This window comes from Marinobacter sp. es.048 (genome assembly GCF_900188435.1).
In the GTDB taxonomy this organism is placed as follows: Bacteria; Pseudomonadota; Gammaproteobacteria; order Pseudomonadales; family Oleiphilaceae; genus Marinobacter.
On record NZ_FYFA01000002.1, the window covers coordinates 904,933 to 927,448 of the forward strand.

General features: G+C 59.8%; 19 protein-coding genes. 11 read left to right on the forward strand and 8 right to left on the reverse strand.

The genetic code is table 11. The features are described 5' to 3' along the window. Window position 1 precedes the first annotated feature (1 nt). Window positions 2-1,084: an efflux RND transporter periplasmic adaptor subunit gene (locus CFT65_RS15155; RefSeq protein ID WP_088828910.1), complete on the reverse strand. Its 1,083-nt coding sequence runs from the start codon at window positions 1,082-1,084 to the stop codon at window positions 2-4. Between the two features lie 311 nt (window positions 1,085-1,395). On the opposite strand from CFT65_RS15155, the gene ilvG reads away from it, so the two are divergent. Together ilvG and CFT65_RS15165 are read left to right on the forward strand one after the other, a co-directional pair. Further along, window positions 1,396-3,096 carry an acetolactate synthase 2 catalytic subunit gene (ilvG, locus tag CFT65_RS15160; protein ID WP_088828911.1) on the forward strand — a complete coding sequence of 567 codons (1,701 nt, stop codon included), beginning with the start codon at window positions 1,396-1,398 and terminating at the stop codon, window positions 3,094-3,096. Further along, a complete protein-coding gene (locus CFT65_RS15165) occupies window positions 3,093-3,371 on the forward strand; it encodes an ACT domain-containing protein (RefSeq protein WP_088828912.1) in 279 nt (92 codons plus the stop codon). Before ilvG ends, CFT65_RS15165 begins: the two co-directional genes overlap by 4 nt. Before the next feature lie 394 nt (window positions 3,372-3,765). Here CFT65_RS15165 and cynS read toward each other — a convergent pair whose 3' ends face one another. From cynS to CFT65_RS15185, 4 genes are read right to left on the reverse strand one after another with little or no spacing between them, the layout of a single operon-like run. Next, entirely contained in the window at window positions 3,766-4,209 is a 444-nt protein-coding gene (gene cynS / locus CFT65_RS15170; protein ID WP_012138527.1) for a cyanase, read from the reverse strand. A gap of 27 nt (window positions 4,210-4,236) precedes the next feature. Further along, window positions 4,237-5,145, reverse strand: a complete 909-nt coding sequence (locus CFT65_RS15175; protein ID WP_088828913.1) for an ABC transporter ATP-binding protein — start codon at window positions 5,143-5,145, stop codon at window positions 4,237-4,239. A 55-nt stretch (window positions 5,146-5,200) separates the two neighbouring features. Continuing rightward, entirely contained in the window at window positions 5,201-6,028 is an 828-nt protein-coding gene (gene ntrB / locus CFT65_RS15180; RefSeq protein ID WP_008170590.1) for a nitrate ABC transporter permease, read from the reverse strand. A gap of 2 nt (window positions 6,029-6,030) precedes the next feature. After that, window positions 6,031-7,452 (reverse strand): CmpA/NrtA family ABC transporter substrate-binding protein, encoded by a 1,422-nt coding sequence (locus CFT65_RS15185; protein WP_088828914.1) that lies wholly within the window; start codon window positions 7,450-7,452, stop codon window positions 6,031-6,033. A 310-nt stretch (window positions 7,453-7,762) separates the two neighbouring features. Between CFT65_RS15185 and CFT65_RS15190 the strand changes: the two genes are divergently transcribed. Further along, window positions 7,763-9,679, forward strand: a complete 1,917-nt coding sequence (locus CFT65_RS15190; RefSeq protein WP_088828915.1) for a sigma 54-interacting transcriptional regulator — start codon at window positions 7,763-7,765, stop codon at window positions 9,677-9,679. Window positions 9,680-9,731: 52 nt separating this feature from the next. On the opposite strand, the gene CFT65_RS15195 is transcribed toward CFT65_RS15190, so the two are convergent. Genes CFT65_RS15195 through CFT65_RS15205 form a run of 3 tightly spaced genes read right to left on the reverse strand, consistent with a single transcriptional unit; the run spans window position 9,732 to window position 12,867 of the window. Continuing rightward, complete coding sequence (locus CFT65_RS15195; RefSeq protein ID WP_088828916.1) at window positions 9,732-10,913, reverse strand: thiolase family protein; 1,182 nt, start codon at window positions 10,911-10,913, stop codon at window positions 9,732-9,734. Window positions 10,914-10,929: 16 nt separating this feature from the next. Beyond that, entirely contained in the window at window positions 10,930-12,081 is a 1,152-nt protein-coding gene (locus CFT65_RS15200; RefSeq protein ID WP_088828917.1) for an acyl-CoA dehydrogenase family protein, read from the reverse strand. Window positions 12,082-12,105: 24 nt separating this feature from the next. Continuing rightward, the gene (locus CFT65_RS15205; RefSeq protein ID WP_014576485.1) at window positions 12,106-12,867 is read right to left on the reverse strand and encodes a 3-hydroxyacyl-CoA dehydrogenase; all 762 of its coding nucleotides are present in this window, start codon (window positions 12,865-12,867) and stop codon (window positions 12,106-12,108) included. A gap of 104 nt (window positions 12,868-12,971) precedes the next feature. Here CFT65_RS15205 and CFT65_RS15210 point away from each other — a divergent pair, with 104 nt between their 5' ends. The 8 genes from CFT65_RS15210 (at window position 12,972) to CFT65_RS15245 (ending at window position 22,479) form a co-directional block, all read left to right on the forward strand. Then, on the forward strand, window positions 12,972-13,415 hold the full coding sequence (locus CFT65_RS15210) for a MerR family transcriptional regulator (protein ID WP_008170603.1): 444 nt from the start codon (window positions 12,972-12,974) through the stop codon (window positions 13,413-13,415). Between the two features lie 25 nt (window positions 13,416-13,440). Further along, complete coding sequence (locus CFT65_RS15215; protein WP_008170605.1) at window positions 13,441-14,610, forward strand: isovaleryl-CoA dehydrogenase; 1,170 nt, start codon at window positions 13,441-13,443, stop codon at window positions 14,608-14,610. Between the two features lie 207 nt (window positions 14,611-14,817). Further along, complete coding sequence (locus CFT65_RS15220; RefSeq protein ID WP_088828918.1) at window positions 14,818-16,425, forward strand: carboxyl transferase domain-containing protein; 1,608 nt, start codon at window positions 14,818-14,820, stop codon at window positions 16,423-16,425. A 14-nt stretch (window positions 16,426-16,439) separates the two neighbouring features. Further along, window positions 16,440-17,246: an enoyl-CoA hydratase-related protein gene (locus tag CFT65_RS15225; protein WP_088828919.1), complete on the forward strand. Its 807-nt coding sequence runs from the start codon at window positions 16,440-16,442 to the stop codon at window positions 17,244-17,246. 2 nt (window positions 17,247-17,248) lie between these two features. Then, window positions 17,249-19,243, forward strand: coding sequence for an acetyl/propionyl/methylcrotonyl-CoA carboxylase subunit alpha (locus tag CFT65_RS15230; RefSeq protein ID WP_088828920.1), 1,995 nt, complete (start codon window positions 17,249-17,251; stop codon window positions 19,241-19,243). Next, the gene (locus tag CFT65_RS15235; RefSeq protein WP_088828921.1) at window positions 19,243-20,148 is read left to right on the forward strand and encodes a hydroxymethylglutaryl-CoA lyase; all 906 of its coding nucleotides are present in this window, start codon (window positions 19,243-19,245) and stop codon (window positions 20,146-20,148) included. The genes CFT65_RS15230 and CFT65_RS15235 overlap by 1 nt, the downstream gene beginning before the upstream one ends. Before the next feature lie 14 nt (window positions 20,149-20,162). Further along, window positions 20,163-20,738: a peroxidase-related enzyme gene (locus CFT65_RS15240; protein WP_088828922.1), complete on the forward strand. Its 576-nt coding sequence runs from the start codon at window positions 20,163-20,165 to the stop codon at window positions 20,736-20,738. Window positions 20,739-20,790: 52 nt separating this feature from the next. Further along, window positions 20,791-22,479, forward strand: coding sequence for an AMP-binding protein (locus tag CFT65_RS15245; RefSeq protein ID WP_088828923.1), 1,689 nt, complete (start codon window positions 20,791-20,793; stop codon window positions 22,477-22,479). Window positions 22,480-22,516: the final 37 nt, after the last annotated feature.

The window sequence follows — 22,516 nt, forward strand, 5'->3', positions numbered from 1 at the left end:
TCTAGCCCCTGTCTTCAGCGGCGTCGACCGGCACGACCTGCTCACCGGTGCTCACGAACCCACCGCCCCGGGTAATCAGACGGATCTCATCCGGCAAACCGGTCACCCAGGCACCATCGGTAGACACGCTGAGTAGTTTCACTTCGCCGAACTCAACACGGTTCTCGCCGTTCACGTACTTCACTCCGGGACGACCGTCGTCACCCAGTGACAAATAGGCAGGTGAGATAAACATGGCCTGGACCTCGGGCAGTGCCACCCGCAGGCTGGCGCTGCCGCCAGCCAATCGTTTGCGATCCGGATTCTCCACCGCGATTTCCACGGCAAAACTCCGGGTTTCCGGAGAAGCGGCGCTGGCCACAAAAGTCACGATGCCAGAGAGACGGCTGCCATCCAGCAGGTCCACACGAACCGCCTGGCCGGTTGCCACATCACCCACCGACTGCTGGGGAATCTGCGCCGTGGCTTTCAGGCGATTCACCCTCACCAGTTGAAACAAAGGTGACCCCACCTGCACCAGATCGCCGGTGTCCACCGACTTGCGATTAATGGTGCCGTCGAAAGGCGCTTCCGGGGTGAGGTGACTGATTGCCTGGCGGGCGCTGGTAAGTTCGGCATTGGCCGCAGCCAGTTCGCTTTCCAGAGCCAGGACCTCGGATTCCGCCGCAAGATTGCTGGCCCGCAGCCGGCGAGCGGCTGCAAGATCCGCCTCCAGTTTCCGGACCCGGGACTGCCAGCGCAAAACGGCTGCACTCCTGCCTTCATCGGCAATCTTAAGCAATGTCTGGCCTTCCCGGACCTGCTCTCCAAGCCCGACTGCCAGGGACTCCACCCGCCCGGGCACCTGGGCGCTCAGCATCACCGAACTCCAGGGTTCCAGCTGACCCTGGAGCATAAGCCCCGGCTCGTGGAGCCGTGCCGAAAGCGTTTCCACTTGCACGGTCGTGAGCTGATCATCGCCGCTGTCCTGACGCTCCGGCGCCTCGTCACTGGCCACCTTCACCTCGCCAGTCGCCATCCAGATCACCAGCGCAATCACGATCAGAAGTGACAGTCCGAGAGAACCCCATTTTGCTTTCGTCATTGAATGCTCACTGTTCCTGAATCGAGGGTGGCAGAAAAAACCGGCAATTAACGGTTGCATCCGGCTAAAAACGTGGGGTAGATTCTACACAGAATCTTTTTACGAATTCAGAGCAGACTGTCGATTTTATGAATCTCAACGCAGTGATTGTCCTTGTGAAGCTAGTCCTGGTGGTCGTGGTACCGTCCGGGGGCTTCTGCGTGGACAAGCGGGTGAGATAGCGACAAACCTGACAAGACACCAGAAACCCCCGGCACCGAAAGGTCCCGGGGGTTTCTTTTTTTACGGCAAAAGAAAAGGGAAAAACGACCATGAACGGCGCACAGCACATTCTTGAAGCGTTCCACCGCCATAACATCAGCACGGTCTTCGGGTATCCGGGCGGCTGCATCATGCCGCTATACGACGCGCTGGTGGACGATGTGGGCGTGGAGCACGTGCTGTGCCGCCACGAGCAGGGATGCGCCCTGGCGGCCGATGGCTATGCCCGGGCCAGCGGCAAGCTGGGCGTGTGCATTGCCACCTCCGGTCCCGGCGCCACCAACCTGATCACCGGTGTTGCCAATGCCCACCGGGATTCCATTCCCATGCTGGTCATCACCGGCCAGGTGCCGTCTGGCCTGATCGGCACCGACGCCTTCCAGGAAACCGACGTACTGGGCATGACCCTGGGCATCGTAAAGCACAGTTACCTGATCGACGATGCGGACAGCCTGCCCGCCATCATGGAAGAAGCCATCGAACTGGCCCAGAGCGGTCGCCCCGGGCCGGTCTGGATTGATATCCCCAAAGATCTGTTGCTGAGCGAAGTAGCCGATGCGCCCTTCTCTCAGCCTGAGCTCTGTGAAACGGGTTCACCAGACCTGACGGAAGCCCTGGCGATGCTGCGCACCGCCCGAAAGCCCCTGCTGTATAGTGGCGGCGGCATCAGCCTGGCTCACGCCGAGGACAGTTTCCGGGCCTTTGCCGAATCCTCCGCCCTGCCGGCGGTTGTAACGTTGAAGGGCATCGGCAATCCGGGCAAACACAACCCCTACAACCTCGGAATGCTGGGCATGCACGGCTCACGCGCCGCCAACAAAGCCGTAGACGAGTGTGACCTGCTGCTGGTCATCGGCGCCCGGCTGGACGATCGTGCCACCGGCAAACTGGACGGCTTCGCCCCCAATGCCAAGTTGATCCACATCGATGCCGACGCCGCCGAAATCAACAAACTGCGCGCCGCCGATCTGGCCATCCGCGGCGATCTGAACGCCATCCTGAAATCATTGGCGGGCGCATTGCAGGCGGACCCACTGGTCATCAGTGAGTGGCAAAAACAGTGCCGCACCTGGCGCACCACTGGCAGCTTCCAGGCAGCCGACAACGAAGAACCCCTGGCCCCGATTACCGGCCCGGCCTTTATCCGCCAGCTCTCACGGATTGCCCCGGACGACACCGTGATCGCCTGCGACGTTGGCCAGCACCAGATGTGGGTGGCCCAGCACTACGAATTCGACCATCCACGCCACCACCTCACCAGCGGCGGCCTCGGCACCATGGGCTTCGGCCTGCCCGCGGCCATCGGCGCCCAGTTTGCGGATCGCAACAGCACGGTGATCAACGTCACCGGAGATGGCTCGTTCATGATGAACGCCCAGGAACTGGCCACCATCCGCCGCTACAACCTGCCGGTAAAACTGATCGTCATGGACAACCAGTGCCTGGGCATGGTCCGCCAGCAGCAGGAACTGTTCTACAACAACAGGGAAAGCCAGATAAACCTGGACGACAACCCTAACTTCGTTGCCATGGCCCGGGCCTTCGACATCCCGGCCCTGTACATCGAACGCACCGACCAGATCCGCCGCGGCATCGAAACCATCCTGGCCTACAACGGCCCGATGCTGCTGCACGTTGCCATCAGCCGTGAAGAGAACGTCTGGCCCATCGTAAAACCTGGCGCCAGCAATACCGACATGATCGACGAAACCGCCCGCACCGCTAAAGCCAGCAAGGAGCAAGTTGCATGAACCCGCAAAGCCAACCTTCGACACCCAGCTACACCATCAACTGCCGAATGACCCAGGAAGCCGCCGCCCTGGAGCGGCTCTGCCAGGTGGTCCGCATCCGCGGGTTCCGGATTGCCACCATGGCGGTCGAAACCGCCGGCGAGCATATGAACATCGCGTTGACGCTGGAGGGCACACGGCCGATTGCCATGTTGCAGTCGCAACTGGAGAAGCTTCACACCGTTGCCGAGGTTGCCCTCGCGGCTGGATCTGTGGCCCGGTCTCGTTCGGCCTAAGCTCGGAGTTGTGACCCGTTCAGCCTGAGATTTGGCGGGCAGAGTTTTTTTGTAGCCTGAGGTTTGGCGGGCGGGTACGGGGGTGGGGGTATCTTTTCTTCGGGGAAAACAACTCGCTGCGCTCAGACATCTTTTCCCTGTCAGAAAAGATACCCCCACCCCCTACCGACGGGCAACAACGATATGTCCAAAGAAAAAGACACCAAAAAGTCTTTAACTTGGTGAACCCGCGTTGCACGTCGGCGCGGGGTGGTAGGTGGATTTTTCGCCGGAAAAAGATGTCTGAGCGAAGCGAGTTGCTTTTTCCAAGAAAAACTCCACCTGCCACCCCGCAAGCCCGCCCATCAACCAACAGGCTACAAGGACCGGACCTCCGAGGTTACAGGACCTGCGATTACCAGGCTTTATAAGGCAGGAACTTCCCGTTCATGGTAACCACGACACGGTCGCCCTTCGGATTCTCTTCCTTCTCGATGTCCATGGTGAAATCGATGGCACTCATGATGCCGTCGCCGAATTTTTCGTGGATCAGTTCTTTCATGGTATCGCCGTACACACCCACCACTTCGTACAAACGATAGATCAGCGGATCCTGCGGAACGGCACCGTCCCAGGCTTTCTTGGGGCATACCTGCAGGGCCTCTGCCACCGGCTTATCAAGACCGAGGATTTCGCACAGGGCAAAGGCCTTGTCTTCGGTGAGGCTGTTCATACCCAGGGCTGCTGAGGTGGTGAATACCGGGGACATGCCGATGGTTTCAGCGATGGATTCCCAGGTCATACCCTTGGAAACTTTGGCTTCCAGGATTTTTGCGGTCATCAGTTCTTTGTTCATCATGGCTGTTTCCTCTCTTCAGTTTTGACGTCAGGCATTCACCGCACGGGCGGCAGTTTCGGATTCGGTTTCAGATTCGTCAGACGCCGGCCCTGACTGGGCAACGCCTTTGGCGGGTTCCACGATTTTCGGGGTACCGTCTTTTTCCGGCAGTGCCGAGCCGCTGCGGTTGACCAGGAAGTCCACCAGGTAGTCGCGGGTTTTGTGGTAGGCCGGGTTCTGGAAGATGGTGGCCCGGGCCCGCGGGTGCGGAATGTCCACTTTCACGCTTTCGGCGATGCGGGCATTGGGGCCGTTGGACATCAGGAAAATGCGGTCGGATAACAGGATCGCTTCGTCGACATCGTGGGTGATCATGAACACGGTCTGGCGGGTTTCTTCCCAGATTTTCACCAGTTCGTCCTGAATCACGCCCCGGGTGAGCGCATCAAGCGCACCGAACGGTTCATCCAGCAGCAGGAGTTCCGGCTGGGTGGCGAAGGCACGGGCGATACTTACCCGCTGGCGCATGCCGCCGGACAGCTGGGACGGCTTGCGGTTGAGGGCGTGGTCCAGGCCTACCATCTTCAGATAGCGCTCGCTGTGCTCTTTCACCTTTTCCTTGGACCACTCGGGCCAGCGGGCGCGTACGGCGAAGACGATGTTGTTCAGGGTGGTTTTCCAGGGCAGCAGGCTGTAGTTCTGGAACACCACGCCGCGCTCAAGGCCGGGGCCTTTAATTTCCTTGCCGTTCATCACCACGTTGCCGGCGTTCGCTTCGTCCAGGCCTGCCAACACGTTCAGGATGGTGGACTTGCCGCAACCGGAGTGGCCGATGATGCAAACAAACTCACCTTTCTCCAGGGCAAAGCGGATATCCTCGAAGACGGTCAGTTCACCGCCCTGGCCGTCCGGGTAAACCTTGGATAGGCCATCTACTTCCAGGAATGATTTACTCATAACAGGTCTCCATTCGGAGGGTTGAGGCCGGCACCGGTAACCGGCGCCGGACCGCTCATTCTTTGTATTCCACCAGTTTCTGGGCCTTGCCCAGGGCCAGGTCGAGCAGCATGCCAACCACTCCGATCATCAGGATAGAGAAGATCACACTGGCCAGATCCAGGTTGTTCCATTCGTTCCACACGTAATAGCCAATGCCAGTGCCGCCCACGAGCATCTCCGCGGCCACAATGACCAGCCAGGCGATGCCGATCGAGATCCGCATACCGGTCAGGATCGTGGGTGCGGCGGCCGGCAGGATCACGGTAATAGCAGTGCGCAGGGGCCCGAGTTCGTGGGTGCGAGCCACGTTGACCCAGTCCTGCCTCACGTTTGCCACGCCAAAGGCGGTGTTCAGCAACATTGGCCAGATCGAGCAGATGAAGATCACGAAGATCGCCGAGGCATCCGAATCCTGGATGATGAAAAGCGCCAGGGGCATCCAGGCCAGCGGCGAGATCGGCCGCAGCACCTGGATATAAGGGTTCAGGGCCTTGTACATCAGCGGCGACATGCCGATCAGGAACCCGACGGGCAGCGCAATGGCCATGGCCGCCAGGTAGCCGGTCAATACCCGGTACACCGAATAGGCCAGCTGAATACCGATACCCTTGTCGTTGGCGCCGGCGTCATAGAACGGATCAGACAACTCCGCCCAGGCCAGCTTGATCACCGCCGAGGGTGGCGGCACTCGGGATTCCTGCTCTACTCCACCCATCAGCATTTCGTATTCGGTCAGTCCTGTCTGGGCCTCTGGGGGCTGGGTTGCCATTTCCCAGAGCCCCAGGGCCAGAATCAGGAACGACACCGACAGCAGTGCTGCCCGGACGTTCAGGGAAGCCATGGTTACACCCTCCCGATGTCGAAGCTGCGTGCGTATTCTTCGGCACGATCAGAATCGAACGTCTTGCCCATGATGGTGTGGGTCTTGTAGGTCTTGTCCGGGGCGGTATAACCCAGTTCTTCCATGATCTTGCCGGTCTCGCTTGCCAGGTAGACCTGCTCGGCAATGCCCTTGTAGTCCACGTCACCCTCGATATAACCCCAGCGTTTCATCTGTGTGAGGATCCACACGCCCATGGAGTGCCACGGGAACGGGTCGAAATCGATGCGGTCCGGCACGTCTTTCACTTCGCCAAGACCATCGGCGTAGTAGCCGGTCAGCACCTGCTGAATCACCGGTAAGGGCTGGTTCAGATAGTTCTTCGGCGCAATGGCTTCGGAGATTTCCTTACGGTTATCCGGATTGTTGGAGTACTGCGTCGCGTCGATGATGGCGCGCAACAGGGCTCCGTAGGTATTCGGGTTCTGGGTGGCGAACTGCTTGCTGCAGGCAAAGGCACAACAGGGGTGGCCTTCCCAGATGTCCTTGGTAAGCATGTGGATGAAGCCCACCTTCTCCCAAACGGCACGTTGGTTGAACGGATCCGGAGACAGGTAGCCATCGAGGTTACCGGCACGGAGGTTGGCAACCATCTCGGGTGGCGGAACCACACGGATCTGCACATCCTTGTCCGGGTCGATACCGTTTTCCGCCAGGTAGTAGCGCAGCAGGAAGTTGTGCATGGAGTACTCGAACGGCACGCCAAACTTGAAGCCTTTCCACTGCTTCGGATCCCGCTTGTCCTTGTGGTCCACGTGCAGAACAATGGCCTGACCATTGATGTTCTCAACCGCCGGCATGATGAACGGCTCCGGTGTGGAGCCCGCACCCATGGTCATGGCCAGGGGCATGGGTGTGAGCATGTGTGAGGCGTCGTATTCGCCCGCCAGGGACTTGTCCCGGGCTACCGCCCAACCGGCGGTCTTGGTGACGGTCACATCCAGGCCGTACCGCTCATAAAAGCCCATGGGGTGAGCCATGATGATGGGTGTCGCGCAGGTGATCGGTACAAAACCAACGTTCAGCTTGGTCTTCTCAAGCTTGCCCAGGGACTCCTTCACTGCGGCCTTGGCCTTTTCCATCGGGAACACGCTGCCCAGAACGGCAGCCGCAGTGCCCGCGCCCATCATTTTCATGAAGGCGCGCCGGCCGTGTTCGTTGTGACCAAACACCGAGCGCACCACCGCGCCCTCGATGGCGCGATCCATCATCGCTTCTGAATCCAGATGCTCTTCCGCTACGGCCTGCTGGCCAGCGGCGGGCTTGAGGTCGAGGGAAATGGACGGGGTGCTGTCGCCGGGTTTGCACTCGGGGCAGCCACAGGTCTTGGCATGAATCAGGGACTTGTCACCGTCAAACGGATTTCCAAGGCTTTTCGTGGTCATGGCGCACTCTCCTGGGTTTGGGACCTAAGTTTTGGGTCATTTCTGCACTATCACGGTGCAACAACGGTGCGGCTCGGGCCCGAGGCTGGAAATGGTCGGGTCAGCTCCGCGTTCTGAGAGAGCTGTTGCAGGGTTCGTGCCAAGTCCGATTATTTTTTAACTAGCTGTTTTTATTAAATAAAATCCAAACTCCTGCAAACAGGGCGACTATGAAAGTTCGTAATTAACGAATTCTCGTAGTCTTTACTGCGATTTTTCGTAGTTGGCACAGGGTTTGTTTTGTTTTCACGGACTGACCCAGGACATCGCCATGATTACCGAAGCCATCAATACCCCAGACGTTACCGGAAACTGGATCGACCACCTGCCGGAGGCTGCACTGCTGGTAGACGCCGGCCGGGATCTGATTCTGTCCGCCAATAGCGCCATGGGCCGGATGATCGGCACAGACCGGCAATCCCTCATCGGCACACCCTGCACCCATTTGTTTACAGACCAGCGACCTCTGCTGATTGCCTTCACCGAGGAAACCCTGTTTCGCAGCCTCGGCTGGAGCCGCGACTTTTTTCTCCAGCACCGTGACGGCCACACAGTGGAGCTGGAAATCTCCTCATCCCGGGTCGGCGAGGCGGAAACCCAGAATGTGCTGCTGCTACTGAGGGACCGACGCCAGCTGCGAACTCTTCGGGAACGCCACGATGCCAACCACTACCATCGGGGCGGCCTGCTTGAGTGGCGGCGGGTCGAAGAGCTGTTCAAGGACATGGAGCGGGAAAACCAGCTTATTCTTCATGCTGTCGGGGAAGGCATCTACGGGGTGGATGCCGAGGGGCGAGGCACCTTCGCAAACCCTGCAGCCGAGCGGATGCTGGGATGGCGAATTGACGAGCTTATGGGGCGGGTGCTGCATCGCGTGGTACACCACTCTCACGCGGATGGCAGCCTGTACCCCCTCAAGGATTGCCCGATTTACGCCGCCTTCCGCGATGCCAGCGTGAAGCGCGCTGGCGAAGACTGGTTCTGGCGCAAGGACGGCAGCGGTTTCCCCGTGGAATACACCAGCACGCCGATTCTGGATAACGGCCACCCAGTGGGCGCCGTGGTGGTGTTCCGGGACATCTCCGCACGCCAGGAGGCCCAGAAAGAGCTACAGAAGGCGCTCGAGGAGGTGGAAACCCTCAAACATCGTCTGGAAATGGAGAATGCCTATCTGCAGGAGGAACTCAGCGCCGAATACCATTTCCACGAGATCTTCGGCCAGAGCGAGGCTATCAAAGCCACCGTGCGCCGCATCGGTATGGTGGCGCCCACCGATGCCAACGTTCTGATCACCGGGGAATCCGGCACAGGCAAGGAGCTGATCGCCCGCGCTATCCACCAGTCCAGTAGCCGGCGAGACCGCCCTCTGATTCGGGTGAATTGCGCAGCCATACCCAAGGACCTGTTCGAGAGCGAATTCTTCGGTCATATCAAGGGTGCATTCACCGGCGCCGTCAGCGACCGCGTGGGTCGATTCGAACTCGCCGATGGCGGCACCCTGTTCCTGGACGAAGTCGGTGAAATCCCGCTGGAACTTCAGGGCAAACTGCTCCGGGTTTTGCAGGATCAACAATTCGAGCGTGTGGGCGAAAACCGCACCCGTGCGGTGGATGTTCGGGTGATTGCCGCCACCAATCGGGACTTGAAATCGGAAGTTCAGGAGAAGACCTTCCGGGAAGACCTCTACTTTCGCCTGAACGTCTTCCCCATCGAGTCAGTGCCGCTACGCCGACGCCTGGAAGACATCCCCATTCTCGCCCAGGAATTCCTGAACCGCGCCTGCCAGAAATTCAACCGGCCATCGCTGGCATTGAAAGAGCGTGACGTGGAGACCCTGAAGGCCTACCACTGGCCGGGCAATGTGAGGGAACTTGAGAACGTGATTGAGCGCCAGGTCATCACCGCCGACGGTCGACTGGATCTGGACCTGCCGGGGCCGGAATCCGCAGCCCGGACCACCACGGCAGAAGCGCCCCCCGCGAGGCATTACAGCGGCGAATTGATGACGGAACAGGAATTGCGGGAGCTGGAAAAACAGAACCTGACTCAGGCCCTGACCATGAGCAGCGGCCGCGTCTTCGGCGATGACGGCGCGGCCGCCATGCTGGGCATAAAACCGACCACCCTGACCTCGCGTCTGAAAAAGCTGAAGATCGAGCCCAAGGCGTTTCAGATCAGGAAGGAGTAGGCCGGATTGCGCCTGCGGCTAATCCGACCTACTGGGTTACAACGAGAAGCAATCAGATCAATTCAATAGCAACGGCCGTACCTTCGCCACCACCAATGCACAACGAAGCCACACCACGCTTCAGGCCACGCTGTTTCAGGGCATTCATCAGGGTAACAATGATCCGCGAACCGGAAGAACCGATCGGGTGCCCCAGGGCACAGGCGCCGCCGTGGACGTTGACCTTTTCGGCCGGAAGCTTGAGCTCATTAATCGCCGCCAGGGTCACCACGGCGAAGGCTTCGTTGATCTCGAAGAGATCCACATCGTCCACGGTCCAGCCTGCTTTCTTGAGCACCTTCTCGATGGAACCGATGGGCGCCAGAGTGAACTCGGCCGGCAGTCGGGCATGAGTGGCGTGGGCCACGATGCGGGCCTGAGGTGTCAGGCCACGGGCGTCGGCTTCGGCGGCGGAGGCCAGCACAAGGGCGGAGGCGCCGTCACTGATGGAACTGGAGTTGGCCGCAGTCACAGAACCGTCTTTGGCAAAGGCCGGTTTCAGGTGCGGGATTTTCTCCGGTTTGGCGTTGCCCGGCTGCTCGTCGGTGTCGACTTCGGTGTCACCGCCGCGACCAGATACGGTTACCGGAACAATCTCGTCACGGAACCAGCCGTTTTCGATGGCCGCCAGGGATTTCTGCAGGGAACCAATGGCGAATTCGTCCATGGCCTGGCGGCTAATGTCGTACTTGTCAGCGGTACGCTGGGCGAAGACGCCCATCAGGCCGCCTTCGTAGGCGTCTTCCAGGCCGTCCAGAAACATACTGTCCATCACCTGGCCGTGGCCCATGCGCATGCCGCTACGGGCTTTGGGCAGCAGGTACGGTGCCTGGCTCATGTTTTCCATACCGCCGGCAATCATGATGTTGTTGGTGCCGGCCTTGATCTGGTCGTGGGCCATGATCACGGCCTGCATGCCGGAGCCGCACATCTTGTTGATGGTGGTGCAGCCGGAGCTATCCGGAATTCCAGAGGCGCGCGAGGCCTGGCGGGCCGGGGCCTGGCCCAGGCCGGCAGGCAGTACGCAGCCCATGATCACTTCCTGGACATCTGCCGGCTGAAGACCGGAGCGCTCAATAGCCGCCTTGATGGAGATGGCGCCAAGATCCGGGGAGCGCACGGAGCTCAGTGAGCCCATCATGCCGCCCATCGGGGTTCGGGCTGATCCTGCGATGACTACGTCGTTGTTGCTCATGGTTTTCCTCACTTAATCAGGCTTTGCCCAGCACAGAGCGGGCAATAATTTCTTTCATGACTTCCGAGGTGCCGCCATAAATGCGCTGCACCCTGGCGTCGATAAAGGCCCGCGAAATCGGGTATTCGGTGGTGTAACCGTACCCGCCAAACAACTGCAGGCAGCCATCGGCCACGCGGCACTGCATTTCGGTGGCGCTGTACTTGGCCATGGAGGCGGTCGGCGCATCGAGTTCGCCGAGGTCGTAGTGGTCGATGCACTGGTCCACGAACGCCTTGTTAACCCGGTAGTCGGTTTCCATGCGGGCGATCTCGAAACGGGTGTTTTGAAGTTGGGCCAGTTTCTGGCCGAACAGTTCCCGCTCCTGGGCATAGGCGATGGTCAGGTCCAGGGAGCCACGGGCGGCAGCTACGCCGAGGGCACCGATCACCAGACGTTCCCGGGGCAGTTCCTTCATCAGGTAAACAAAACCCTGCCCCTCTTCACCAAGAAGCGCAGACGCCGGGATGCGCATGTCGGAGAAGAACAGCTCGGAGGTATCCCCGGAATGCTGGCCGATCTTGTCCAGGTTGCGGCCTTTGCTATAGCCCGGCAATGAAGTATCCACCAGGAACAGGCTGATGCCGCGGGCGCCGGCTTTCGGGTCGGTTTTCGCGGCGACGATGACCATGTCGGCGTGCTGACCGTTGGTGATGAAGGTCTTGGAGCCGTTCAGGATATAGTCATCGCCATCTTTCACCGCACTGGTGCGGATGGCCTGCAGATCACTGCCGGCGCCGGGCTCGGTCATGGCGATGGCGCCAACAGCCTCACCAGAGACCAGCTTGGGCAGCCACTGCTGCCGTTGTTCTTCATTACCCATGTGGCTCAGATAGGGAGCCACAATGTCCGAGTGCACCATCACGTTAGTAGAAAGCGCGCCGAATCCCATGCGGGCAAGCTCCTCACCCACCACAACAGAGAACTGGAAAGGCGCGCCGATGCCGCCCCACTCTTCGGGCACATCCACACACAGCATCCCGGCGTTGCCCAGAGTGTTCCAGAGCTCGCGAGGCACCAGCCCGGACTTCTCCCAGGCTTCGTAGTGCGGCGTCACTTCCTTTTCCAGGACCTTGATGACGGAGTCCCGGAACATCGCCAGTTCTTCTTTATCAACGGACACGGTCATGTATGTCTCCTGCAACTGAATGCTTTACTTGGGCGCCATGCGAAGCGCGCAGTCCAGACGAATCACTTCGCCATTGAGAATCGGGTTGCGCACCATCTGGTCCACCATCATGCCGAACTCTTCCGGCTTGCCGAGGCGCTTCGGGAACGGCAGCGTGGCTGCCAGGCTTTCCTGAACTTCCTCGGGCATACCCGCCATCATGGGCGTCATGAACAGGCCCGGTGCAATCGTATTTACACGGATGCCTTCGCGAGCCAACTCACGGGCCGACTGCAGGGTTAGCGATACCACACCGCCCTTGGACGCACTGTAGGCAGCCTGGCCAATCTGGCCCTCGTACGCAGCCACTGAAGCCGTATTTATAATCACACCGCGCTCGCCATCGGCGTTCGGTTCACGCTGGGCCATGTCCGCCGCTGCCAGCCGCAGAATGTTAAAGGTACCAATCAGGTTGACCTGAATAACCTTGCTGAAGTTCTCCAGGGGCATCACGCCCTCGCGGCCCAGAATCTTCGAGGCCGTGGCAATGCCGGCACAGTTCACGGCAATACCGCAGGGGCCATGGGCCTCCCGGGCGGCATTAATGGCCGCTTCGGCGCTGTCGGGGGAGCTTACGTCACACTCAAGGAAAATCCCGCCGATGTCCTCGGCCACCTTGCGGCCTTGCTCCTTCTGCAGATCCAGGATCGCCACCTTGCATCCGGATGCCGCCAGTGCGCGGGCCGCACCCTCGCCCAGTCCGGAAGCACCGCCTGTTACAATTGCTGCCACATTTTTGAATTCCATCGTTCATTCCCCTTTTCAGGATTCTGTTCGCTAAAAATCGGACCCTAAAACTACTTTACGTTTACGTAAACTTTATCTAACCTAAGTCTAAAAAGGAAATCCCAATGGACATTAAACAGACATACAGCATCAGCGAGCTCGCCAAAGAGTTCGACGTGACAACCCGGAGCATTCGTTTCTATGAGGATCAGGAGCTGCTCAGGCCCACGCGGCGCGGGCAGACACGGATCTTCAGTTCGAAGGATCGGGTGCGTCTGAAGCTTATTCTCCGCGGTAAGCGAATGGGATTTTCCCTGGCGGAAACCAAAGAATTATTCGACCTGTGGGACGAAACCCTCAGCGGCAATGAAAAACAACTGCTGAAGATGCTGACCATCCTGGAAAACAAACGGGCTCAGCTGGAACAACAGAAAAACGACATTGCCCAGGCAGAAATGGAAATGGATACAGCCGAAGCCCGGTGCCGAGAGGCCCTGGCCGAGCTCCAGAAGAAAAAGAAACAGCAGGCCCCGGCCAACGAAGAAGCCAGGCAGACCGCTGAACACTAATGATAGAAATCAAAGGTAGCCAACGATGAAATCACAATACTCAGAGCTCAACTTCGGCCTCGGCGAAACCCTCGATATGCTCCGCGAGCAGATCAACGGCTTTGCTGCTTCCGAAATCGCACCCCGCGCCGAGGAAATTGACCGCAACAACGAGTTCCCCATGGACCTGTGGCGGAAAATGGGCGACATGGGCCTACTGGGTATTACCGTGAGCGAAGAATACGGCGGCTCCGACATGGGCTACCTGGCGCACGTGATCGCCATGGAAGAAATCAGCCGTGCCTCCGCCTCCGTTGGCCTATCCTACGGTGCCCACTCCAACCTGTGTGTGAACCAGATTCACCGCAACGGCACCGAAGAACAGAAACAGAAATACCTGCCGAAGCTCGTCAGCGGCGAGCACATTGGCGCTCTGGCCATGTCCGAGCCCAACGCCGGCTCCGACGTCATCTCCATGAAACTGACCGCCAAAGATGAAGGTGACCACTACCTCCTCAACGGCAACAAAATGTGGATCACCAACGGTCCGGATGCGAACACCTACGTCATCTACGCCAAAACCGACACCTCCGCCGGCTCCAGGGGCGTGACCGCCTTCATCGTGGAGCGCGACGCCCCGGGCTTCAGCCGCCACCAGAAACTCGACAAACTCGGCATGCGCGGCTCCAACACCTGTGAACTGGTCTTCCAGGACTGCAAAGTACCCAAGGAAAACGTCCTGGGTGGTGTTGGCAACGGCGCCAAAGTCCTCATGAGCGGCCTCGACTACGAGCGCCTGGTTCTCTCTGGCGGCCCGCTGGGCATCATGCAAGCAGCTATGGACGTGGTCGTACCTTACATCCGCGAGCGCAAGCAGTTCGGCCAGGCCATCGGTGAATTCGAACTGGTCCAGGGCAAAGTCGCCGACATGTACACCTGGATGAACACCGCCAAGTCCTACGTCTACATGGTTGCCATGTCTGCCGACCGTGGCGCGGAAACCACCCGTAAAGACGCCGCCGGCGCGATCCTCTACTCCGCCGAAATGGCCACGAAAATCGCCCTGGACGCCATCCAGCTGCTCGGCGGTAACGGTTACATCAACGAATACCCGACAGGCCGCCTGCTGCGGGACGCCAAGCTATATGAGATCGGTGCCGGAACGTCCGAGATTCGTCGGATGCTGATCGGTCGTGAGCTGTACCTGAACAAATAACGCGCAGCTTCAAGCCAGTAGCCGTCCTCAGCCGTTTAAGCCGGGGAAGGCTTGCACCCAAAGTACAACGAGGGACTGGCAGGGTGTCTTTCCGGGAATGTCGGCGGCCATGGATGGCCGACGTCAAGCGCACATGGATGTGCTCGTAGCGGTTCCCGGAAAGATTCCCTGCCAGTCCCGCCGCCCCGAACCTCGAGGCCCGAAAAAATGACAATACTTCAAAGCAAGATTAATCCCAGGTCCGAAGAGTTCCAGGCCAACCAGGAATCCATGGCCCAGGCCGTAGCCGACCTGCGCGACAAAGTTTCCACCATCCAGCAAGGCGGCGGCCCCTCCTACCAGGAGCGCCACATCGCCCGTGGCAAGCTGCTCCCCAGAGAGCGCATCAACCGCCTCCTGGACGACGGCTCCCCGTTCCTGGAAATCGGCCAGTTCGCCGCCTACAACGTCTACGATGAAGAAGTCCCCGCTGCTGGCGTGATCGCCGGCGTGGGCCGCGTCTCCGGCACCGAATGCATGATCATTGCCAACGACGCCACCGTAAAAGGCGGCAGCTACTACCCGCTGACCGTCAAGAAACACCTGCGAGCCCAGGAAATCGCCCTGCAGAACCGCCTGCCGTGCATCTATCTGGTCGACTCCGGCGGCGCCAACCTGCCCCGCCAGGACGAAGTCTTCCCGGATCGTGACCACTTCGGCCGTATCTTCTACAACCAGGCCCGCATGTCTGCCGACGACATCCCCCAGATCGCCGTCGTCATGGGCCTGTGCACCGCCGGTGGCGCCTACGTGCCCGCCATGGCCGACGAATCCATCATCGTCCGCAACCAGGGCACCATCTTCCTGGCTGGCCCGCCGCTGGTGAAAGCCGCCACCGGTGAAGTAGTGACCGCCGAAGACCTCGGTGGCGCCGACGTACACTGTAAAATCTCCGGTGTTGCCGACCATTATGCCGAGAACGACGCCCACGCCCTGGAAATCGCCCGGCGCAGCGTCTCCAACCTCAACCGTCGCAAGCCAACGGATGTGGAAATCCGCAAACCCAGGGCACCACTGTACGACGCCGAAGAAATCTACGGCATCGTTGGCTCCGACCTGCGCAAGCAGTTCGACGTGCGTGATGTTATCGCCCGCACCGTCGACGGTTCCGAGTTTGACGAATTCAAACGCTACTACGGCCAGACCCTGGTCACCGGCTTTGCCCATATTCACGGCTACCCGGTGGGCATCATCGCCAACAACGGCATCCTGTTCAGCGAAGCCGCCCAGAAAGGCGCCCACTTCGTTGAATTGTGCTGCCAGCGCAACATCCCGTTGCTGTTCCTGCAGAATATCACCGGGTTCATGGTTGGCCAGAAATACGAATCCGAAGGCATCGCCAAGCACGGCGCCAAGATGGTCATGGCCGTGGCCTGTGCCAACGTGCCCAAGATCACCGTGCTGATTGGTGGCTCCTTCGGCGCGGGCAACTACGGCATGTGCGGCCGCGCCTACAGCCCGGATTTCCTCTGGATGTGGCCGAACGCCCGCATCTCGGTGATGGGTGGCGAGCAGGCCGCCGGCGTTATGGCCACCGTTCGCCGTGAAGGCATGGAGCGCAAGGGCCAGGAATGGAGCGCCGAAGAAGAGGCTGAATTCAAGAAGCCGATCATCGACACCTACGAACACCAGGGCCACCCGTACTACGCCAGTGCCCGCCTCTGGGACGACGGCGTCATCGACCCGGCCCAGACCCGGGAAGTGGTTGCCCTGAGCCTGTCTGCCACCCTTAACCGACCCGCCAAGCCAACACGCTTTGGCGTGTTCCGGATGTAATCGGGGAGACTGACATGACAGACAACGAATCCGCAGTTCTGCTCAAACGTCGCGACGAAGGCATTGCCGAGGTGGTTCTCAACCGCCCTGACAAACGCAACGCCTTTGACGACGTGATCATCCAGCAGCTGATCAGCACCCTCACCGAGGTGAATGCCGACAACAGCGTGAAGGTCGTCATCCTGCGCTCCGAAGGCAAGCACTTCTCCGCCGGGGCCGACCTTGGCTGGATGCGTCGTATGGCCGAGAACTCCCACCAGGAAAACCTGGACGATTCCCGGGAACTGGCGCGACTGATGAACGTGCTCAACCACCTGTCCAAGCCGGTGATCGGCCTGGTACAGGGCGCTGCCTTCGGTGGCGCGGTGGGCCTTGCCGCCTGCTGCGACATCGTCATCGCCACCGAGAAATCCAGCTTCTGCCTCAGCGAAGTGAAGCTGGGCCTGATTCCGGCCGTGATCAGTCCCTACGTGGTGCGCGCCATCGGCGAGCGCCAGGCCCGGCGGTACTTCATCTCCGCCGAAGTATTCACCGCCAAGCAGGCTCAGGAATACGGCCTCGTACACATCGTCTGTGACGATGTCGATGCCATGGAAGCCCGCTGCAACGAGATGCTCCAGCAACTGGCCATGAACGGGCCCGAGGCCATGAAAGCCGCCAAGGACCTGGTATTCGCCGTCAGCCACAAGCCCATCAACGACGACGTGATTGACGACACCGCACACCGCATCGCGGATATCCGGGTGGGTGAAGAAGGGCAGGAAGGGCTCAGCGCCTTCCTGAACAAGCGCAAGGCCAACTGGGTTCCGGAGGAAGAATAACAATGTTCAGCAAGATACTGATCGCCAACCGGGGCGAAATCGCCTGCCGGATCATACAAACCGCCCACCGCATGGGCATTCGCGTCGTCGCCGTCTATTCCGAGGCCGACGCCAATGCACGGCACGTGGCCATGGCTGACGAAGCCTTCCACATCGGCCCCGCACCCAGCTCCGAGAGCTACCTGCGGGCCGAAAAGATCATCGAGATTGCCAAAAAGAGCGGTGCCCAGGCCATCCACCCGGGTTACGGTTTCCTGTCGGAAAACACCGGGTTTGCCGAAGCCTGTGAAGCCAACAACATCGTATTTATTGGCCCGCCCTCCTCGGCCATCGCTGCCATGGGCTCCAAGTCCGCGGCCAAGGCCATCATGGAAAAGGCCGGCGTGCCGCTGGTGCCCGGTTACCACGGCGACGACCAGTCGGTAGAAACCCTGCGGGCCGAAGCCGAGAAATGCGGCTTCCCGCTGCTGCTCAAGGCTGTCGCCGGCGGCGGTGGCAAGGGCATGCGCGTCGTGAACAGCATGGACGAGTTTGACGACGCCCTGGCTGCCGCCAAGCGGGAGGCCCAGAACGCGTTCGGCAACCCGGACATGCTGATCGAACGTTACCTGACCCAGCCCCGGCACGTGGAGATTCAGGTCTTCTGCGACCAGGACGGCAAGGGCGTTTACCTGGCCGAGCGTGACTGTTCTGTGCAGCGCCGCCATCAGAAAGTCCTGGAAGAAGCCCCGGCCCCGGGCCTGAGCGAAGAAACCCGCAAGGCCATGGGTGAAGCGGCCGTGCGCGCCGCCCAGGCCATCAATTACGTGGGTGCCGGCACCGTTGAATTCCTGTACGACGTCGACGGTTCCTTCTTCTTCATGGAGATGAACACCCGCCTTCAGGTCGAGCATCCGGTTACCGAAATGGTCACCGGCCAGGATCTGGTGGAATGGCAGCTGAAAGTGGCCTGGGGTGATGCCCTGCCGCTGGAACAGTCCCAGGTGAAAACCCGGGGCCACGCTCTGGAAGCGCGGATCTACGCCGAAGACCCGGACCAGGACTTCCTGCCGGCCACCGGTAACCTGCGCTACCTGAGCACCCCGGATGAAAGCGCCCATGTGCGTGTCGACACCGGCGTGACCGAAGGCGACGACATCAGCATCCACTACGACCCCATGATCGCCAAACTGATCGTGTGGGACGAGACCCGCGACCAGGCCATCAACCGCATGGTTCAGGCCCTGGAGCACTACCGCATCGCAGGCGTGAAGACCAACATCCGGTTCCTGCACGCCCTGGCAGACGCCCAACCGTTCCGGGAAGCGGAACTGACCACCGGCTTTATCGACGATCACCGGGAACTGCTGTTCCCGAAATCCAGGCTGGATACCCACAAAGCCCTGGTACTTGCCGCCGGTTTTGTTCTGGAACAGCGCAAATCCCGGGAAGTGGTCAGCACCGACCCCTGGTCGCCGTTCGGCCGCCAGAACAGCTGGCGCATGAACTCGGAATTTGCCCAGCCGCTGCAACTGCAGGTGGGTGAAGAGATTCACGAACTCAAGGTGCTGGAGCGCGACGACCGCTATCAGGTGTATGTTGGCGACAGCGTCTACAACCTCACCGCCCGCCTGGACGACGATTACCTGCAGGCCGTCATCAACGGCCATCGCATCAGCATCCACGGCAACCTGCACAACGACCAGTTGGTGCTGTTCTACGAAGGCGACACCTTCAACTGCACGGTGTACAAGGAAAGCTACGGCTTCGAGGAAATGGCCGGCGAAGGCAGCCTTGCCGCGCCCATGAACGGCGCCATCGTCGCCGTGCAGGCCAAAGTCGGTGACAAGGTAACCGCTGGCCAGAGCCTGGTAATCATGGAAGCCATGAAAATGGAACACGCCATCAAGGCCCCGGCCGACGGCGTGGTCACCGAAATCTTCTTCGCCGAAGGCGACCAGGTTTCCGAAGGTGCCGAACTGATTGCCATTGAAGTAACTGAAGAGGAGGCAGGCTGATGGCCTTTCCCAAACAGGTTCGCCTGGTTGAGATGAGCCCCCGTGACGGACTCCAGAACGAGCCCGGCCCGGTGATCGCCACCGCCATCAAAACCGGGCTGATCGACCGCCTGGCAGACAGCGGCCTGAGCCACATCGAGGCCGCCAGCTTTGTGTCCCCGAAATGGGTGCCACAGATGGGCGACGCGGCCGAGGTGATGGCCGGCATCAACCGCAAGGCTGGCGTTCGCTACTCCGCCCTCACCCCGAACCTCAGAGGGTTTGAAGGAGCACTGGCGGCGAAGGCCGACGAAGTGGCGGTCTTTGGCGCGGCCTCTGAATCCTTCACCAAAAAGAACATTAACTGCACCATCGCCGAAAGCCTCGAGCGCTTCGCACCGGTAGTGGAAGAAGCCCGCAAACACGGCATTCCCGTGCGCGGCTACGTTTCCACGGTCATGGGCTGCCCGTACGAAGGTGACATCGCCCCGGAACAGGTGGCCACCGTGGCCAAGGCCCTGTATGACATGGGCTGCCACGAGATCTCCCTGGGTGACACCATCGGCGTGGGCACACCCATCAAAGCCAAGCGCATGCTTGAAGCCGTTGCCGCCCAAGTGCCCATGGAAAAACTGGCAGCACATTTCCATGACACCTACGGGCAGGCACTTGCCAATCTTTATGCAGTGCTGGAAGAAGGCGTCAGCGTCATCGACGCCTCAGTCGCCGGCCTCGGCGGCTGCCCCTACGCCAAGGGCGCCTCGGGCAACGTCGCTACCGAAGACGTGCTATATCTGCTTAACGGGCTGGGCATCAAAACCGGTGTCGATCTGGAAAAACTGGTCGTCACCGGCGACTGGATCTGCAATCAGCTGAACCGACACAACGGTTCCAAAGTCGGCCAGGCAATGGGCGGTAACTGTTAAAACCAGGAGTAATCATGAGCAATAAGAATGTGGTCGCACTGGATCTGCCAATTCCCGAGATCAGCGAGATACCAGAGGACACCCGGAAGTACTTCCAGATCTGCCAGGAAAAGCTCGGCATGATCCCGAACGTACTCACCGCCTACAGCCAGAACCTCAAACAGCTGGATGGTTTCACCCGCCTTTACAACGAGCTCATGCTCGGTGAGAGTGAACTCTCCAAACTGGAACGTGAAATGGTGGCCGTGGTGGTCTCCTCCGAGAACAAATGCTTCTATTGCCTCGTGGCCCACGGCGCCGCTGTGCGGGTCCTGAGCGGCGATCCCCAACTGGGTGAGCACATGGTGATGAACTACCGCAGCGCCAAACTCGACAAGCGCCAGCGGGCCATGCTGGATTTTGCGTCCCACCTTACCCGCTCACCGGCCACCGTCACCGAAGACGATATCCAGGCCCTGCGGGAGGCCGGCCTCAGCGACCGCGGCATCTGGGATCTCAGCAACCTGATCGGTTTTTACAACATGTCCAACCGCGTGGCGATTGCCAGCGATATGCAACCTAACCCCGAATATCACAGTCAGAGTCGCTAGCAGGCAAACCACCCTGCTCGCCCTCGAATACAAAAACAATGGAGGCAGAGATATGAGCAAGACTCTACCAAGCTATACCAGCGGAACCGCGGAAGTGCCGCTTCTGGGCATGACCATCGGCGATATGCTCGACCGCACCGCAGAGAAATTCCCGGACACAGAAGCCCTGGTGTGCCTGCACCAGGACATTCGCTGGACCTACAAGGAATTCGTTGAAAAGGTTGATGAAGCGGCTCGGGCATTCATGGCTATCGGCGTTAAACGCGGCGACCGGGTGGGCATCTGGTCTCCCAACCGCTACGAGTGGACCGTTACCCAGTTCGCAACCGCAAAAGTCGGCGCCATCCTGGTAAACATCAACCCGGCTTATGGTGTGCACGAACTGCAATACGCCCTTAACCTGGCCGGTATAACCACTCTGGTAACAGCCGACAGCTTCAAAGCCTCCAATTACCGCGAAATGATCTACGAGCTTGCCCCGGAACTCAAGCGCAGCGCCCCCGGCAAGCTCAAGGCCGACCACGTACCCGAGTTGCGTGCCGTAATCAACGTGCACGAAGACAAGCACGACGGCATGTGGACCTGGAAAGAGTTTGTGGGTTTCGCCAGCGAAGTGTCCGAAGCAGACCTGGAAAAGCGTCAGGGCGAGTTGCAGTTCGATGACCCTATCAACATCCAGTTCACCTCCGGCACCACCGGCAATCCGAAGGGCGCCACCCTGACTCACCACAACATCCTGAACAACGGCTATTTCGTGGCCGAGAGCCAGCTGTTCACCGAGAAGGATCGTCTTGTTATCCCGGTCCCGCTCTACCACTGCTTCGGTATGGTTATGGGCAACCTCGGCTGTATTACCCACGGCTCCACCATGATCTATCCGGATGAGGGCTTTGAGCCTAAATCCGTGCTGCAGGCCGTGCACCAGGAAAAGGCGACGGCCCTCTACGGTGTGCCGACCATGTTCATTGCCGAACTGGCCGATCCGGAGTTTGAAACCTACGACCTTTCCACCCTCCGTACTGGCATCATGGCGGGCTCCATCTGCCCCGCGGAGGTGATGAAGAAGGTCAACGGCAAGATGAACATGAAAGAGGTTCAGATTGCCTACGGCATGACCGAAACCAGTCCGGTGTCCACCCAGACCAGCTCCCTCGACCCGTTCGAGAAGCAGGTCACCACGGTGGGCCGCACCCAGCCACACCTGGAAACCAAGATTGTCGACCCCGGCACCGGCAACGTGGTTCCACGGGGCGAAATCGGCGAACTGTGCACCCGTGGCTATAGCGTGATGCTGAAGTACTGGAACAACGAGGAGAAAACCCGTGAAGCCATCGACAGCGCCGGCTGGATGCACACCGGCGACCTGGCCACCATGGACGAAGATGGCTACGTCCAGATTGTCGGCCGTATCAAGGATATGGTGATCCGCGGTGGCGAGAACATCTACCCGAAAGAAATCGAAGAGTTCCTCTACACCCACCCTGCCATCGAAGAAGTGCAGGTAACCGGCATTCCCGATGACAAATACGGTGAAGAACTGATTGCCTGGGTAAAGCTGGCTCCAGACGCGGCGCCAGTTACAGCCGAGGATCTGCAGGCCTTCTGCAAGGGCAAGATCGCCCACTTCAAGATCCCGAAGAACTACAAGTTCGTGGATGAATTCCCGATGACCGTCACCGGGAAGATCCAGAAGTTCAAAATGCGGGAGATTTCTATTGAGGAGATGGGACTGAAGAAGTAATCGCTTCCCTGCTTCTTCAAAACCCTCAAACCCCGGC